Here is a 16,823-nt window from a genome sequence, read left to right as displayed (position 1 = left end):
TCGAACCCATGGCACTGACCGCGGTCGGGCTGTGCAGCCGCGCGCTGATCAAGATCGGCGCGACGGCGATCACCGCCTTCGACGAGGGCACCGCCGAGGCGGAGGTGGCCGACGCCCTCTATGAGCCGGCGCGCGACGCGCTCTTGTCGGCCAACCCCTGGAGCTTCGCCACGCGGCAGGCCACGCTGCCGCGGCTCGCCGACGGGCCGGTCGCGGACTTTTCCGCCGCCTTCCAGCTGCCGGCCGATTTCCTGCGCGCGCTTGGCGCCGGGGCCGGCGGGCGGGGGCGGGGGCTCGACTGCCGCATCGCCGGGCGGACGCTGCAGGCGGACAGCGACACGGTGACGCTCACCTATATCGGCCGCCCGGCGGAGGAGGACTTTCCTCCCTTCTTCGACCAGGCGCTGATCGCCCGTCTGGCCGCGGAGTTCTGCATCCCCCTGACCGAGAATTCCAGCCGCGCCGACCTGCTGCAACGGCTGGCGGAGGCGGAGTTCCGCCGCGCCCGCCAGATCGACAGGCAGCAGGACAGCCAGCCGGGCTTCGAAGACTTCACCCTGATCGACGCGAGGGGCTGATGCCGCGGGTCACCCAGATCAAGACGAACTTCACGGCGGGCGAGGTGTCGCGCCGCCTGCTCGGGCGCGGCGACCTGCGCGCCTACGACAATGGGGCGCTGTCCTTGCGCAACCTGTTCATTCACCCCACGGGCGGGATCACCCGCCGCTCCGGCCTCGCCTTCGTGGACGGAGCGCGGGGCGACGGGCGGCTGGTCGCCTTCGAGTTCAACACGGAGCAGACCTACCTGCTGGTCTTCTCCGACGGCAAGATCGACGTCTACGAGGACGACGTGCGCGTCGCTACGGCGGACGCCCCCTGGACCGCGGCGCAGCTTCGCCAGATCACCTGGACGCAGTCGGCGGATACGCTGCTGGTCTGCCACCCCGACGTGCCGCCGCGCAAGCTGACGCGCGGCGGCGCGGATGGGCACTGGACGCTGTCGGACTGGTCCTATGGGACGGACGGCGAGAAGGTGCTGATGCCCTTCTACCGCTTCGCCGACGCGGCCGTGACGCTGACCCCGTCCGGCACCACGGGTGCCATCACGGTCACGGCCTCGGCCGCCGTCTTCGACCCGAAGCACGACGGCACGCGGCTGCGCATCCAAGGCAAGCAGCTGAGGGTGACCGGCGTCGTCTCCGCCACCCAGGTCAACGCCACGGTGGTGGAGGCACTGCCCAACACGAACGTGGCCACGGTGTGGGACGAGCAGTCCTTCTCCCCCTTGCGCGGCTGGCCGGTGTCGGCGGCGTTCCACCAGGACCGGCTGGTCGTCGGCGGGTCGCGCGACCTGCCGAACCGGCTCTGGTTGTCGCGCTCCGCCGACCTGTGGAACTTCGACCTCGGCACCGGCAAGGACGACGAGGCCATCGAGTTCGGCATCCTGTCCGACCAGGTGAACGCCATCCGCGCCGTCTTCTCCGGGCGGCACCTGCAGCTCTTCACCTCGGGCGCGGAGTACATGGTGTCGGGCGACCCGCTGACGCCGCAGAACATCCAGGTGACGCGGCAGACGCGCATCGGCTCGCCGGTCGACCGCTCCGTCCCGCCGCGCGATGTGGACGGCGCGACGCTGTTCGTGTCGCGCAACGGCAAGGAGATCCGCGAGTTCCTCTACACTGACACGGAGGCCGCCTACCAAGCCAACGACCTCGCCCTGCTGGCGCGGCACCTCGTGGTGAACCCGCGCGACCAGGATTACGACCAGAGCCGCCGGCTGATGTTCGTGGCGATGGAGGACGGCTCGCTGGGTGCCTTGACCGTCTACCGGCTGGAGCAGGTGACCGCCTGGACCCGGCTGGAGACGGACGGGGCTGTGCGCTCCGTCGCTGTGGTCGGGGACGAGGTCTACGCGCTGATCGACCGCGCCGGGCGCTGGAGCGTCGAGCGCTTCGACGACGACCTGAACCTGGACGCGGCGCTGGTCGGCGACCACGACACGGCGACCGCGGTGTGGAGCGGGCTTGACCACCTGGAGGGGCGGACCCTGTCGGTGGTGGCCGACGGGGTGGTGCGCGGGCAGGCCACCGTCGCCGCCGGCAAGATCGTGCTCGACCCGCCGGCCCGTCGTGTGGAGGCCGGGCTGCCTTACACCCATCTGGTCGAGCCGCTGCCGGTCAGCCTGCTCGGCCAGGGGAGCGTGCCGGACCCGGTGCGGCTGGTGTCCGTCACCTTCCGGCTGGAGGAGACGGCGGCGCTCAGCGCCGACCTGGGGCGGGGCCTGCAGGAGCTGCCGCTGCACCGGACGGGGCCGCAGCCGGCGGGCGGCGTGCCGGCGCGCATCTCCGGCGACCGCAAGCTGCGCACGCTCGGCTGGCGGCGCGACTTCGACCGGCCGCTGTGGCGCATCCGCCAGGACGCGCCGCTGCCCTTCACCCTGCTGTCCGTGACCATGGAATTGAAGGTGAACGACTGATGGGTGGCATCACATCCCTCGTGACCACGGCCCTGCCAGCGGTGAGCACCGTCGCGGGCACGGTCGGCAAGTTCACCGACTCCTCGACGAGCGCGCAGGCGCAGCGGGAAGTCGATGAGCGCAAATACGCCTATGAGGCGCAGAAGCAGCAGCTGGAATGGCAGCGCGAGGACGCGCTGCGTCGCCAGGACCAAGAGCTTCAGCGCCAGAAGGACGAGCAGGCCCGCGTCGAGGCGGAGCAGCAGCGCACCCGCGAGATGGACTGGCTGGCGCAGAGTCAGAACCAAGCCGCTGACCAGCTGCGCTCCAACCAAGCCACTGATATGGCGGACAAGCAGGGGAGCGCGCCGGCCCAGCTCGCCCAGATCAACGCCAATGCGGCGGCGGAGGAGCGGCGGCGGGTGGACGCCCTGCGCCGCACCATGGCCCGCACCCGTGCCACGCTGGGGGCCAGCGGTGTCAGCGCCGCCGACGGCTCCGGCGAGGCGATCCTGCTCGGCGCCGTCAACGACAGCGCGATGGAGCGCCAGGACGCTGGCCAGATCGACCAAATCAAGCGCCAGGCAATCCAGCAGGAGCTGGACAACGCCCGTCGCCGCAACCTGCTCGAACAGGCACAGCTCGCCGACCGCCAGCGTCTGGAGTTCATGAGCAAGTTCTATTGAGCGCTACAACCCTCTCCCGCCCCCGGCGGGAGAGGGGCCTTCCCCGCCAAGAAGGGCCCTTTCATGCCCACGACCATTCAAATTCCGCGCGGGACTCCGCGCGTGCAGTATCTCGCCGACGGCGCGCAGGTGAGATTCCCCTTTCCGTTCCCGATCTTCGCGGCGGGCGATCTCCAGGTCTTCCTGGGCGCTGCGCTGCAAGCGACCGGCTATGCCGTCGCCGGGGCCGGGAACACGGACGGCGGGACGGTGACCTTCGCGGCCCCGCCCGCCGTCGACACGCCCGTTCTGCTGCGCCGCCGCCTGCCCATCGAGCGCACCAGCGACTTCCTGGAAAGCGGGCCGCTGCCGGCCTCCAGCCTGAACCGGGAGTTCGACCAGCTCACCGCCGCGCTCCAGCAGGTGGCCGGCGACCAGGAGCTGATACTGCGCTACACCGACACCGACCTGCCTGCCTCCAACCTGCTGCCGGAACGCGCGGTGCGCGCCGGCCGGCTGCTCGCCTTCGACAGCGCGGGCAACCCCACCACCCGCGCGCCGGTGGACGAGGAGGCGCTGTCGACCTTTGTGGCGCCGGGGGCCGGCGCCGTTCGCCGCCCGATCCGCGAGAAGCTGGCCGACGCCGTGTCGGTGAAGGACTTCGGCGCGGTCGGCGACGGTGTGGTGGACGACACCATCGCCATCCAGGCGGCGCTGACCAGCGCGAGTGCGGTCCATGTGCCGCCGGGGACGTACAAGATCACCAACACGCTGACCGTGGCCTATGGCAAGACGCTGGCCGGGGCCGGGCAGTCGTCGGTCATCAAGGGGGCTTCGGACGGCTTCGACCTGATCCACCTGCCGGACGGCTACGCGACCGTGTCGGGGCTGCGGCTGGAGCAGGGGGACGCCGGCGTCCGGCTGTTCGGGCGCGACGGCCCCTGCGTGCACAACACGCTGAGCGACCTGACGCTGTGGGAGCCGCGGGTCGGGCTGCTCTTCGACGGTTACACGGACCCCAACCGGCCCTGCTATTGGAACATGGTGTCGCGCGTGCTGGTGGCGCGGCCGGCGGTGCACGGGGTCTGGCTGACGCGCAGCGGCGACGGCGACACGCCGAACGCCAACCGCTTTTCGATGGTACGGGTCTACTCGCTGTCCGCCCCGATCAGCGGCTGCGGCTTCTACGTGGAGCAGGGCAAGTACAACAACACGTTCCAGGACTGCGAGGCCAACCTGTCCACCATGGCGCTGGCCTGCTTCCGCGTCGGCGCCAACACGGACAAGACGCTGATCCTGAACTTCTACGCCGAGTCGCTGGGCGGCGTGCCGAACGTGCAGCTGGATGCCGGGTCGGTGGAGACGGCCATCGTCAACCTGCTGTCCATGTCGGCCGGGCCGGCCATCTACGACCTTTCCGGCGGGCAATACACCGCGGTCAACGCCGGCTATCCGGAAAAGAACCGCCTGATGCGCAGCCGCGTCCGCGAGCTGGTCGTGGAAACGCTGCGCTACGACACGGAGTATGTGGAGCCGCCCGCCGGCGGGCTGGTGCAGCCGAACCTCGGCAGCTCCGTCTATCTGGTCAGCGCCTATGGTGGCGACGTGGAGTTCCGGCTGCCCGCGGCGGGCTCGGCCAACGGGAACACGGTGACGGTGAAGCGCACCGACGCGTCGGCCCACGTCCTGACCATCACCGAGGACGGCGGGCCGGGGCCGGACGGGCGCCGCGTGGCGCTCGGCAACCGGTACGACTTCGTGACGCTGGTGTCCAACGGGGCCGGCTGGTGGATCGTCGCCGGCAACAGCCTGCCCAGCAACGCCGGCTTCCGCGACCAGCCGGGCACGTTCGAGCCCGACCTGAACCAGTCGCTGTATCTGGTCAGCGCCTACGGCGGCGCGGTGACGGTGCAACTGCCGGCGCCCAGCGCGTCGCACGCGGTGGGGCGCACGTTGACCATCAAGAAGTCGGACGTCTCCGGCAACACCGTCACCGTCACCAAGGCGGGTGGCGGCGGGCCGGACAACGCGGCGGTGACGCTGGCCGCCACCGGCAGCGCGGTGACGGTGATGTCCAATGGCGCGGCCTGGCACATCCTGGGGCGGGTGCCATGACGGGGGTGCCTGAGAAGGGGACGCTTGAGAGGAAGAAGGGCTTCTTCGCCTTCGTCCACGATTGGAACAAGCTGTCCGACCTCGTCACGCCGCGCCACCACCGCCGCATCGCCGTCTGGCTGGAGCAGCAATGCGCCGGTCCGGACAGGCGGATGCTGCTGATGGCCTTTCGCGGGGCGGGCAAGTCGTCGCTGGTCGGGCTGTTCGCCGCCTGGATGCTGTACCAGGATCCGAACCGGCGCCTGCTGGTGCTGGCGGCCGACCTGAAGCTCGCCAAGAAGATGGTGCGCAACGTCAAGCGCATCATTGAGCGGCACCCCGACACCCGCCACCTGAAGCCCCCGGCGAAGGAGCGCGACCAGTGGGCCGCCGACCAGTTCACCGTGGTCCGCCCGCAGGAGCTGCGCGATGCCTCGATGGTCGCGGCGGGGATCGGCGGCAACGTCACGGGCAGCCGCGCCGACGTGGTGATCTGCGACGACGTGGAGGTGCCGCGCAGCTCCGGCAGCCCGGGCAAGCGCGCCGACCTGCGGGAGAAGCTGGCGGAGATCGAATACCTGCTGGTGCCGGGCGGCGTGCAGCTCTACGTCGGGACGCCGCACAGCTACTACTCCATCTACGCCGACGAGCCGCGGCCGGAAGCGGGGGAGATGCGGCCCTTCCTGGACGGCTTCGCCCGGCTGGTTCTGCCGGTCTACACGGAGGGGCCGGACGGCAAGCGCACCTTCGCTTGGCCCCGGCGCTTCGACGAGGCGCACGTCAACCGCATCCGCAAGGCGACCGGGCCCAACAAATTCACCAGCCAGATGCTGTTGCGGCCCGTAAACGAGGCGGAGGGCTTCCTCGACCTCGACAAGCTCGGCCGTTACGACGGGGTGCTGGACTATCGGGAATCGCTGGGCCGCGCCGTGCTGACGCTGAACGGAGTGCGGCTGGCCTCGGCCTCCTGCTGGTGGGATCCGGCCTTCGCGCGGCCGGCGGCCGAGGGCGGCAAGCCCGGCGATTCCAGCGTGGTCGCCGCGGTCTTCGGCGGGGAGGACGGGCGCTTCTACCTGCACCGGGTGCTGTACCTGACGGTGAACCCCGGCAACCCGGACACCGAGGCGGAGCAGCAGTGCGCCCAGGTGGTCCGCTTCCTGGAGGAGCATCATTTGCCGTCGATACACGTGGAAACCAACGGCATCGGCCGCTTCCTGCCCGGCCTGCTGCGCAAGGCGCTGGAGAAGGCGAAGGTCGCGGCCGCCGTCGTGGAGCGGAGCAGCAACCGCAACAAGGCCGCCCGCATCCAGGAAGCCTTCGACGCGCTGCTCGCCGACCAGCGCCTGTTCGCCCACGCCCGCGTGTGGGAGACGGCCTTCGTCCGCGAGATGCGCGATTGGTCGCCGGATGCCCGCTACAACGGTCGTTCCGGGGGCAGGGACGATGGGCTCGATGCAGTGGCCGGCGCCCTGTCCTGCGAACCCTTTCGCTTCGACCGCTCAACCGCACTGGACCGCCGCCCGGACTGGCGCGGCACGGTGCCAGTGGTGGCGCCGTCGTCGGGGTGGGAGGTGTGATGCAGCCTTTTAACACCGCCCCAGAAACCGCAAGGCCGCTTCCCACCCGGGAGGCGGCCTTTTTCTTTTCCTATGCACCGGAGAAACCCAATGCATGAGACCGTCGACTTGGTCTGGTGGATCTCGGCCGTGGAACTGCCCGTGATGGGCGGGCTGTTCTGGCTGATCACCCGGCTGCGCAACGATTCCGAATCCGCGCTGGAGGACCTGCGCGTGCGCGCCGAGAACGCCCAGGCGCAGGTGCGCGAGAGCCTGGCCGCCTACAAGCTGGAGGTCGCCAAGACCTACGTGTCCTTCGCCACGCTGAAGGACGTGGAGCAGCGCCTGACCGACCACCTGCTGCGCATCGAGACCAAGCTGGAAAGCGGCTGCTTCTCCGACGGGGGGCGCCGATGAGCGCCCGTGCGCTGCGGCCGGAGCCGGCGATCGCCGCGGTGAATGCCGTTCAGGACAACCACCGATCCGAGGCCGTGGACACGCTGGCCCGTGCCCTGTGGGGCGCGGCGCGGGGCGAGCCCGTGCGGGCCATGGAAGCGCTGGCGGCGCTGGTCATGAACCGCGTCCGCCGGGCGCGGGAACGCGGCGGCTGGTGGTGGGGCGGCGATGTCGTCGCCGTCTGCCGCAAGCCCGGCCAGTTCGCCGGATGGGGTGGCAGCCATGAGGCCGTCACGTCCGACGATCCGGCCTTCGCCGCCTGCCGGCGCATCGCGCGCCGGGCGGTGGCGGGCCAGCTGGCCGATCCGACCTTTGGGGCGACCCACGTCCACCGGGCCGGCGAAAGTCCCGACTGGGCGCATGGCCGCAGCGCTTGCGCCGAGTTCGGGGCCCTGCTGTTCTACAACGACGTGGAATGACCGGGACCGTGATGGGCCTCAGGCCGCTTCCTTGATCATCGCGAGGTAGATCTTCCAGGCGGTCTCCACCGAAACGCCGCCGGCGCGCGATCCCGCGGCCAGCATCGCCGCCGTCGGCTTCAGCGGGACCGGCGTGTGGCTCGCCTCGGCCATCGGGCCGAGGGGGGCGGCACCCAGCATGTTCACGGACGAGTCGAGCGCGCCGTCGGCGTGCCGGTCCTTCATCACGGTCAGTGCGATTGCGTTCATGGCGACCTCCATTTATTGCTGCCATCACAGCAAGCCCAATGCCAACCCGCCAAAATCTCCGGCATTTTAGAAAATCTGTCGCTTTCTCGCCGTTTCGCGCGGATTCCGTGGGATCCGGCGGGCGCCGGGGCCGCGGCCATCCGCAATTTGCCGCTGCGTTTCCGCCACGGCGTTTGCAAATTGCAACGCAGACGGAAAGGCATCCTCCCGCGCCGGCCTCCCCATTCTTCGATTTGCTTTTTGGCCCGATGCGCTTTGGGGTAATGTCCCCGCCGCCATGACCGATCGGATCATCTACCATATGTGCCGGGCCGACGAGTGGGAGCGGGCGCTCTCCTCCGGCTCCTACCCCGGCTCCTCGCAGGACGCGGCGGACGGCTTCACCCACTTCTCCACCGCCGCCCAAGTGGTGGAGAGCGCGGCCAAGCACCGCGCGGGACAGGACGGGCTCGTCCTGCTGACCGTGGACGGCGACACGCTGGGCGAAGCCCTGCGGTGGGAGCCGTCGCGCGGCGGCCAGCTGTTCCCGCACCTCTACGCCGCCCTGCCGGTGCCGGCGGTTCTGCGCGCCGACCCGCTGCCGCTGGGTCCGGACGGCCGCCATATTTTCCCGCCGAGCTTTCCCACGTCTCCTGAGGACATCGTCCCGTGATCGACCTGTTTCCCATCGTCGGCCCGATCCTGCGCAGCTTCGATCCGGAAACGGCGCACAGCCTGACCCTCAAGGGCCTGTCCACCGGGCTGATGCCGGCGGTCCGGGGAACGGACGACCCCATCCTGCGCAGCACGGTCTTCGGGCTGGACTTCGCCAACCCGGTCGGGCTCGCCGCCGGCTTCGACAAGAACGCCGAGGTGGTGGACGCCATGCTGCGGCTCGGATTCGGCTTCGTGGAGGCCGGCAGCGTCACGCCGCGGCCGCAGCCCGGCAACCCAAAGCCGCGCCTGTTCCGCATCCCGGAGCAGGGTGCGGTCATCAACCGCATGGGCTTCAACAACGAGGGGCTGGAGCCCTTCGCCCAGAGGCTGGAGCGCCGGCTGGCGCACGGGCGCAAGGCGCCGGGCATCGTCGGCGCCAATCTGGGCAAGAACAAGGACACGGTGGAGGCCGCGGACGACTACGTCCTGGGCGTCAAGCGCGTTGCGGCGCTTGCCGACTATCTGGTCGTCAACGTGTCGTCGCCGAACACGCCGGGCCTGCGCGCGCTGCAGGGGCGGGAGCCGCTGCGCACGCTGCTCGGCCGCGTGCTCGACGCGCGGGCGTCCTGCAAACTCGCCAAGGCGCCGCCGGTCCTGCTGAAGATCGCCCCCGACCTGACCGACGAGGACAAGGGCGACATCGCCGCGGTGTCGCTGGAGTCGGGCATCGACGGGCTGATCGTCTCCAACACCACCATCGCCCGCCCGGTGTCGATCCCGGAGCCGCTGCGGTCGGAGGCCGGCGGCCTGTCGGGCAAGCCGCTGTTCGCTCCCTCCACCAAGGTGCTGGGGGAGATCTATAAGCTGACCGGCGGCAAGTTGCCGCTGGTCGGGGTGGGCGGTATCGCGTCGGCCGCCGATGCCTACGCCAAGGTGCGCGCTGGCGCGTCGCTGCTACAGCTCTATTCCGCGCTGGTCTACGCCGGGCCGGCGCTGGTGCCGGTGATCAACGCCGGGCTGGCCGACCTGCTGCGCCGCGACGGCTTCGCCCGGCTGGCGGACGCCGTGGGGGCGGACCACCGCTGATCCGGGGGAACGGGCGCATGCGGACGGCCATCCTCTATGGAGTCGCCACGCTGGCCGCCGGAGTCGCGGTCGGTGCGGCGGTCGCCGTCCTGCGGCCGGATGCCGGCCCGGAGGTCGCCGGCCTCGCCGGGGTCGTGGTCGTGCTGGCCGGCGCGCTGGCCCACGAGATCGCCGCACACCGCCGCGCCGAGCGCACGGCGGCCAGCCGCCTGGACATCCTGGAGCATGTGGTCGGCACCCTGGCCGAGGACCACGGCCGGCGGCTCGCCCGGCTGGAGGAGGGGCGGGCGACCGGCGACGGAAGCCAGTACGAGACGGTGATCCAGGAGGTGAAGCTCCTGCAATCGCTGGTCACCCGCCTGACCGAAAAGCGCCGGTCCGATCCGCCGCCCGCGCCCTTCCCGGTCCCGCAGGCGCCGCAGGCGCGGTATGAGGAGCCGCCTGGGGAGCCCCTAACCGAGTCCATCGTCGAGGCGCCGCCGATGGACGACGCGCTGGTGCTGGAGGCGGTGCGCGACGCGTTGCAGGCCGACCGCATCGACATCCACCTTCAGCCGGTGGTCAGCCTGCCGCAGCGCAAGCACCGCTTCTACGAGGCCTTCTCCCGCGTGCGGGAACCGGACGGCGCGCTGATCCTGCCCGACCGCTACCTGGACATCGCGCAGCGCGAGGGGCTGATCGCCACCATCGACAACCTGCTTCTGGTCCGCTGCGTCCAGCTGATCCGCGAGACGGAGAAGCGCCAGCACGCCATCGGCTTCTTCTCCAACATCTCCGCCGCCACGCTCAGTGACGCCGATTTCATGAAGGAGTTCCTGCAGCTGATGGCGCAGAATCAGGCGCTGGTGCCCAAGCTGGTGTTCGAGCTGAGCCAGGAGCAACTGCGCGCCGGCGGGGCGGTGACCCTGGGCATTTTGTCGCAGCTGGCGCGGATCGGCTTCCGCTTCTCCATGGACCAGGTGACCGACCCGGACATCGACGTGGAGACGTTGGTGCGGCACGAGTTCCGTTACCTGAAGCTCGACCGTGCCCTGCTGCTCGACCCCACCCTGGCCCCGCGCGTCGAGGCGCTGCGCCGCCGGCTGGACAGGGAGGCCATCGACGTCATCGTCGAGAAGATCGAAACCGAGGAGCAGATGGCCGAACTGGCCGGCGCCGGCTTCGATTTCGGCCAGGGCTACCTGTTCGGCGAGCCGCGTCCGGCGCGCAAGCCAGCCTAGACCTCGACCGGGACGCCACAGCGCGTTGAAATCCGCCGCTTTCACGGCCATTTTGCCCTGAAACAGGGCTTGCCGCGCTTGACAGGCGACCTGTGGACATTAGAAGTTTCGCCTCCCGGCATGTGCCGGGTGCGATGCAACACAGTCAAATGGTGACTTCGGTGACGTCCAACATCGCCATCACGCTGCCCGACGGCAGCGTGCGGGAGTTCGACCGGCCGGTGACGGGGCTTGAGATTGCCTCCTCCATCGGGCCGCGCCTTGCCAAGGATGCGCTTGCCGTCAAGATCGACGGCGAGGTGAAGGATGTCACCACCACCGTCACTACCAACGCGAAGATCGAGATCGTCACGCGCAATCATCCCGATGCGCTTGAGGTGATCCGTCACGACGCCGCCCACGTGCTGGCCGACGCCGTGCAGAAGCTGTATCCCGGCACGCAGGTGACCATCGGTCCCGCCATCGCCAACGGCTTCTACTACGACTTCGCGCGCGAGGAGCCCTTCACGCCCGACGATCTGGAGAAGATCGAGGCGAAGATGCGCGAGATCGTGGCCAAGGACATCCCGATCGTCCGCGAGGTCTGGACCCGCGACGACGCGGTCGCCTATTTCAAGAAGCTTGGTGAGCTCTACAAGGCGGAGCTGATCGAGGCGATCCCGGCGGATCAGGACATCAGCATCTACCGGCAGGACGACTGGCTCGACCTGTGCCGCGGCCCGCACGCGCCCACCACGGGCAAGGTCGGGCAGGGCTTCAAGCTGATGAAGGTGGCCGGCGCCTACTGGCGCGGCGACAGCCGGAACCCGATGCTCCAGCGCATCTACGGCACCGCCTGGCGCGACGAGAAGGAGCTGAAGGCCTACCTGCACCAGCTGGAGGAGGCGGAGAAGCGCGACCACCGCCGCCTGGGCAAGGAGCTGGACCTGTTCCACGTGCAGGAGGAGGCCGTCGGCTCGGTCTTCTGGCATCCGAAGGGCTGGACGCTGTTCCGCACGCTGGAAACCTACATCCGCACCAAGCTCCAGCAGGCGGACTATGTCGAGGTGAAGACGCCGCAGCTGATCGACAGCTCGCTGTTCAAGGCGTCGGGCCACTGGGACATGTACGGCGACAACATGTTCAAGGTCTCCGCCGACGACGGCGAGAAGATGCTGGGCATCAAGCCGATGAACTGCCCGGGCCACGTGCAGATCTTCAGGCACGGCCTGCGCTCCTACCGCGACTTGCCGATCCGCATGGCGGAGTTCGGGGCCTGCCACCGCAACGAGCCGTCGGGCGCGCTGCACGGCATCCTGCGCGTGCGCGCCTTCACCCAGGACGACGCCCACATCTTCTGCACGGAAGACCAGGTGCCGACCGAGGCGGCGGACTATTTCAAGCTCCAGCTCGGCGTGTACCGGGATCTGGGCTTCGACAAGATCGCGGTGAAGCTGGCTCTGCGCCCGGACGTCCGCGCCGGTTCCAACGACACCTGGGACCGCGCGGAGGAGGGGCTGCGCACCGCGCTCCGCTCCGCCGGGCTGGAGTTCGAGGAACTGCCGGGCGAGGGCGCCTTCTACGGCCCGAAGGTGGAGTTCCACCTGACCGACGCCATCGGCCGCACTTGGCAGTGCGGCACGCTGCAGCTCGACTTCGTGCTGCCGGAACGGCTGGATGCGACCTACATCGGCGAGGACGGGGCCAAGCACCGTCCGGTGATGCTGCACCGGGCCATCCTGGGCTCGCTGGAGCGCTTCATCGGCATGCTCATCGAGCATTACGCCGGCAAGTTCCCGATGTGGCTAACCCCTGTCCAGGCCGTGGTCTGCACCATCACCAGCGAAGCGGACGGCTACGGCCAGGAGGTGCTGAATCTCCTGAAGCGCCGCGGCATCCGTGCCGAACTCGACACCCGCAACGAGAAAATCAACCTGAAGGTCCGCGAACACAGCCTTCAGAAGATTCCCGTCCTGGTGGTCGTGGGCAAGCGCGAGGCGGAAGAACGGACGGTCGCCCTCCGTACTCTCGGTGGTAAGGATCAGGAAGTTCTTGCCCTTGACGCTGCGCTCAATAAACTAGCGGAAGAGGCGAGGTCCCCTGCGGGCGCCGCCGCTTTCGATTCGCCGTTTTAACAGACCGCGCCGTTCGGGCGGGCCTCCCTCCGGGGGGTCGCGCCCCGGCGGGTTTTCAGTCATGGAGAAGCGTCCATAGCCAGGATACCGTCCGAAGCCGCTCCCACCCGCGATGGACCGCGGGTCAACCGGGAGATCACGGCACGCTCCGTCCGTCTCGTCGGTGCCGATGGCGAGATGGTGGGCGTCGTTTCGTTGCGTGATGCGCTGATGGCCGCCGAAGATGCGGGTCTCGACCTCGTCGAGATCGCTCCGCAGGCGGAGCCGCCTGTCTGCAAGATCCTCGACTACGGCAAGTACAAGTACGAGGCGCAGAAGAAGGCTGCCGAGGCGCGCAAGAAGCAGAAGATCATCGAGGTCAAGGAGATCAAGCTCCGGCCGAACATCGATGACAACGACTACGACGTGAAGATGCGTTCGGCCCGTCGCTTCCTTGAGGAAGGCGACAAGGTCAAGGTGACCATGCGCTTCCGCGGACGCGAGATGGCCCACCAGGACCTGGGCATGAACGTTCTCGTCCGCGTCCGTGACGAGCTGGACGAACTGGCGAAGGTCGAGCAGATGCCGAAGCTCGAAGGCCGCCAGATGGTGATGGTGCTCGCCCCGAGGTGACGCTTCGGTGCCGCTCTCTCCAAGAATCTCAAAAGAGCCCGCCGGTTACGGCGGGCTTTTTTGTTGGTTCAGAACATTGGGGCTGGTGCGTGGTTGCGTTGGGTGGGGGCCCAACGCGACGACCTACCCCATCACTCCGCTTCCTCGTTGACGTACACCACCCGGCACGTGCGCTTTGCGTTCTTGGCGCAGTTCTCCAGGGCGCCGTCGCGGGCGTCCTCCTCGCTGCGGCGACCGGTGCGCCAGCCGAAGGCGCCGTCGGTGGAGACGGCGAAGGCCTTGTTGGGAGCCGCCGCGAGATACTCCTGGAAGCTGGCGCGGCCGCGCTCCGACAGGCCCGGCGGGGGCGGCAGGGCGGCCGTGGGCAGGTCGATCAGGGTCTTGCGCGGGGTGAGATTCCGCTCCGTCAGGAAGCGGTCGAGGGTGGGCGCCCACTGCGGGATGCCAGGGCCGGAGAACAGGGAATGCCCGTCCTTGCCGAAGGCCGGTGCGGCGACGAATTCGGCCCGCCCGCCGGCGCCGGTGAAGGCGGCGTGGAAGTCCCTGGCCAAGCGCGGCCCGAAGAAATGGTCGTTCTCGGCATAGACCCACAGCATGGGCACGCGCGAGGTCCGGCCGAAGCCGCGGAAGGCGTCGACCAGACGCTCCGGCGCGCAGACCTCGTCGTCGGCGCGCGATCCCCGGCCGCCCGCGAAGCTGACCGCGGCGACGAGGCCCGGCGGCGGGTCGGCGGTCAGCGCCACCGTGGCGAATCCGCCGGCCGAGACGCCGACGCTGATGATCCGCTTCGGGTCGATGTAGGGCTGCTGCGCCAGGAAGCGGATGGCCTGCCGGATGTCCTCCGCCCCGCGCTCCCCGGCGGTCTTGTAGTCGGGGGATTTGCAGGGCCCGTTGCCCTCCGCCCAATCGCCTTCGGTTCCGCCGAAGCCGCGCCGCATGACCACCACCGCGGCCCAGCCGCGCCGGGCGAATTCGCGGGCCTGCGGCAGCATGCCATTCGGCGACATCTGGCCGCGAACCGCCGGATCGCGCGGCGAGCCGTGGTTGATGACGGCGAGCGGGAAGGGGCCAGGGCCATCCGGCCGGACCACCAGCGCCTCCAGCACCGCTTTGCTGGTGCCGAGCAGGCCGGGGAAGCTTGCGGGAATGCGCATTGGATCCTGACGGATCGACTCCGCACGACCGGAAAGCGGCAGCGCCGCCGCGCACAGCAGGACCAGCACCGCAAGCAGACGCGCCACCATCGACGACCTCACCCGAAGAAGAACGTCCCGCTGTCGTAGTCACGCAATCGGTGCCTTGCAAAGGCTGATGGCGCCGTTTTGAAATTAGGGGGTAGGAGGATTGTGGAATCCGTGTCACGGGCCGACCTGTGGCGCCTCACGCGCCTTTAGGAAAGGCCCACACGGGTCCATGCCCCGACCATCTCTCCGACCATTCCCTGCGCTTCGCCGCGCCGCCCTGTCGCTGGCTCTGGCGATTCCCCTGATCACCGGTTTCCTGTCTGCTCCCGCCCGCGCTTTCGACCTGTTCGGGGAGCAGTACCGCTCCGTGAACGACGTGCTGGCGCACAACCGCGGGCAGGGGGTGCGCTTCCTCGACCGGCAGGGGCGTTTCATCGGCTCTGCCGGTGAAACCTACGGCGATACGCTGCCGCTGGACAAGCTGCCCAAGCACCTGATCCAGGGACTGATCGCCAAGGAGGACCGGCGCTTCCTGGAGCATGACGGGATCGACTACCAGGGCCTTGCCCGCGCTCTGGCCGTGGCGGTGACGTCCGGGCATTTCAGCCAGGGCGGCAGCACGCTGACCCAGCAGACGATGAAGATCATCTTTCTCAACGACTACGACCGCTGGGCGCGCAAAGCGTACGAGATCTACAGCGCCAACGACTTCGAAGAGCAGTTGGGCAAGAAGAACGTCCTCTACCTCTACCTGAACCGCGCCTATTTCGGCTTCGGCGCCTATGGCGTGGACGCCGCCGCGCGCGTCTATTTCGGCAAATCCGCCACCCAGTTGTCGCTGAAGGAGTCGGCGATGCTGGTCGGCCTGCTGCCCGCCCCGTCGCGCCTCAACCCCTTCGCCGACCCGGAGAAGGCGGACGCCAAGGCCGGAATCGTGCTCGACGCCATGGCCGACGTCGGTTTCATCACCAAGCGCAAGGCGGAGACGGCCAAGCGCCAGCGGGTGATGCTGGTCGCGGCGAACAAGACGGCGGCTCTGTCCACCGGCCACTTCCGCGGCACGGCGAAGGCGCGCTTCGACCGCTTCGCCAGTGAACGCTACGCCGATGTGGCGCGTCCCGGCCCGACCTTCACGGCGCGCACGACGCTCGACCGCGATCTGCAGATCGCCGCCGCGCGCAGCGTGGAGACGGTGCTGGCGCGCCGCGCCAAGGCGGTCGGCGACGCGGAGGTGGCGCTGGTCGCGCTGGACGGCGATGGGGAGATCCTGGCGATGATCGGTGGCCGCGACTCCTCGGCCCGGCGCGACCACTTCAACCGCGCGGTCCAGGCGCAGCGGCAGCCGGGCTCCGCCTTCAAGCTGTTCGTCTATCTGGCGGCGCTGGAGCGGGGGATGACGCCGGCCTCAACCGTCGACGGCTCGCGCATGGAATTCACCGACGGCCGTGCCATCCGCAACGTCGATGGCCGCTACCCGGAGCAGCTGACCCTGGCCGAGGCCTTCGCCCATTCCAGCAACACCGCGTCGGCCCGCCTGACTCGCGGCCACGCGGAGGAGGTGGCGGCGGTGGCCCGCCGGCTGGGCGTCGAATCGCCGCTGGACGCCGACCTCGGTCTCGCGCTCGGCGTCAGCGAGGTGTCGCTGATGGAGCTGACGCAGGCCTACGCCGCCGTCGCCAACGGCGGCTACAAGGTGGACGGCCATCTGTTCCAGCGCATCGCCGACCCGCGCGGGCGCGAGATCTACGCCTACGGCAAGCGTCCGCCGGAGCGGGTCATCGAGGCCGACACCACGGCGGCCATGCGGACCCTGCTGGCCGGCGTCCTGCGCGACGGCACCGGCCGGGGGGCGCGGGTGTCCAACGCGGTCGCCGGGGGCATGGCCGGCGGCAAGACCGGCACCACCAACGACGACCGCGACGCCTGGTTCGTCGGCTTCGCCAACGGCATGACCGTGGGCGTCTGGGTCGGCAACGACGACAACCGCCCCATGAAGGGCGTCACCGGCGGCACCGTGCCCGCGGAGATCTGGCGCAGCTTCGTGACGGAGGCGGCCAAGCTGAAGCATTAGACCCGG

Annotated in this window: 15 protein-coding genes; 13 read left to right on the top strand and 2 right to left on the bottom strand. The window is 69.5% G+C overall.

Annotated elements, in window-relative coordinates; translation table 11 throughout:
- Positions 1-8 precede the first annotated feature (8 nt).
- The 7 genes from M2351_RS12515 to M2351_RS12485 all read left to right on the top strand — a co-directional run bounded on the left by M2351_RS12515 (position 9) and on the right by M2351_RS12485 (position 7,645).
- Positions 9-578, top strand: coding sequence for a hypothetical protein (locus M2351_RS12515; protein WP_264656381.1), 570 nt, complete (start codon positions 9-11; stop codon positions 576-578).
- Positions 578-2,476 (top strand): hypothetical protein, encoded by a 1,899-nt coding sequence (locus tag M2351_RS12510; protein ID WP_264656380.1) that lies wholly within the window; start codon positions 578-580, stop codon positions 2,474-2,476. The genes M2351_RS12515 and M2351_RS12510 overlap by 1 nt, the downstream gene beginning before the upstream one ends.
- On the top strand, positions 2,476-3,141 hold the full coding sequence (locus M2351_RS12505) for a hypothetical protein (protein WP_264656379.1): 666 nt from the start codon (positions 2,476-2,478) through the stop codon (positions 3,139-3,141). The genes M2351_RS12510 and M2351_RS12505 overlap by 1 nt, the downstream gene beginning before the upstream one ends.
- A gap of 63 nt (positions 3,142-3,204) precedes the next feature.
- Positions 3,205-5,235, top strand: a complete 2,031-nt coding sequence (locus tag M2351_RS12500) for a glycosyl hydrolase family 28-related protein (RefSeq protein ID WP_264656378.1) — start codon at positions 3,205-3,207, stop codon at positions 5,233-5,235.
- Positions 5,232-6,791, top strand: a complete 1,560-nt coding sequence (terL, locus tag M2351_RS12495; protein ID WP_264656377.1) for a phage terminase large subunit — start codon at positions 5,232-5,234, stop codon at positions 6,789-6,791. The genes M2351_RS12500 and terL overlap by 4 nt, the downstream gene beginning before the upstream one ends.
- Positions 6,792-6,881: 90 nt before the next feature.
- Positions 6,882-7,187 carry a hypothetical protein gene (locus M2351_RS12490; protein ID WP_264656376.1) on the top strand — a complete coding sequence of 102 codons (306 nt, stop codon included), beginning with the start codon at positions 6,882-6,884 and terminating at the stop codon, positions 7,185-7,187.
- A complete protein-coding gene (locus tag M2351_RS12485) occupies positions 7,184-7,645 on the top strand; it encodes a cell wall hydrolase (protein WP_264656375.1) in 462 nt (153 codons plus the stop codon). Before M2351_RS12490 ends, M2351_RS12485 begins: the two co-directional genes overlap by 4 nt.
- A gap of 18 nt (positions 7,646-7,663) precedes the next feature.
- Here the strand turns inward: M2351_RS12485 and M2351_RS12480 are convergent, their stop codons facing one another.
- Positions 7,664-7,894, bottom strand: a complete 231-nt coding sequence (locus M2351_RS12480; RefSeq protein ID WP_209766939.1) for a hypothetical protein — start codon at positions 7,892-7,894, stop codon at positions 7,664-7,666.
- A gap of 277 nt (positions 7,895-8,171) precedes the next feature.
- Here M2351_RS12480 and M2351_RS12475 point away from each other — a divergent pair, with 277 nt between their 5' ends.
- The 5 genes from M2351_RS12475 to infC all read left to right on the top strand — a co-directional run bounded on the left by M2351_RS12475 (position 8,172) and on the right by infC (position 13,562).
- Positions 8,172-8,546 (top strand): DUF952 domain-containing protein, encoded by a 375-nt coding sequence (locus M2351_RS12475; protein ID WP_264656374.1) that lies wholly within the window; start codon positions 8,172-8,174, stop codon positions 8,544-8,546.
- The gene (locus tag M2351_RS12470) at positions 8,543-9,616 is read left to right on the top strand and encodes a quinone-dependent dihydroorotate dehydrogenase (RefSeq protein WP_264656373.1); all 1,074 of its coding nucleotides are present in this window, start codon (positions 8,543-8,545) and stop codon (positions 9,614-9,616) included. Before M2351_RS12475 ends, M2351_RS12470 begins: the two co-directional genes overlap by 4 nt.
- Before the next feature lie 17 nt (positions 9,617-9,633).
- A complete protein-coding gene (locus tag M2351_RS12465; protein WP_264656372.1) occupies positions 9,634-10,836 on the top strand; it encodes an EAL domain-containing protein in 1,203 nt (400 codons plus the stop codon).
- A 149-nt stretch (positions 10,837-10,985) separates the two neighbouring features.
- Positions 10,986-12,950, top strand: coding sequence for a threonine--tRNA ligase (gene thrS / locus M2351_RS12460; protein WP_264656876.1), 1,965 nt, complete (start codon positions 10,986-10,988; stop codon positions 12,948-12,950).
- Positions 12,951-13,034: 84 nt separating this feature from the next.
- Entirely contained in the window at positions 13,035-13,562 is a 528-nt protein-coding gene (infC, locus tag M2351_RS12455; RefSeq protein ID WP_209767066.1) for a translation initiation factor IF-3, read from the top strand.
- Positions 13,563-13,693: 131 nt separating this feature from the next.
- Here infC and M2351_RS12450 read toward each other — a convergent pair whose 3' ends face one another.
- A complete protein-coding gene (locus tag M2351_RS12450; RefSeq protein WP_264656371.1) occupies positions 13,694-14,806 on the bottom strand; it encodes a CocE/NonD family hydrolase in 1,113 nt (370 codons plus the stop codon).
- Positions 14,807-14,975: 169 nt separating this feature from the next.
- Here M2351_RS12450 and M2351_RS12445 point away from each other — a divergent pair, with 169 nt between their 5' ends.
- On the top strand, positions 14,976-16,817 hold the full coding sequence (locus tag M2351_RS12445) for a transglycosylase domain-containing protein (protein WP_264656370.1): 1,842 nt from the start codon (positions 14,976-14,978) through the stop codon (positions 16,815-16,817).
- Positions 16,818-16,823: the final 6 nt, after the last annotated feature.

Origin of the sequence: Azospirillum canadense (genome assembly GCF_025961225.1) — a bacterium.
Taxonomy (GTDB): domain Bacteria; phylum Pseudomonadota; class Alphaproteobacteria; order Azospirillales; family Azospirillaceae; genus Azospirillum; species Azospirillum canadense.
The sequence above is the reverse complement of the archived record's forward strand: the minus strand, read 5'-3'. Positions and strand labels throughout refer to the sequence as shown.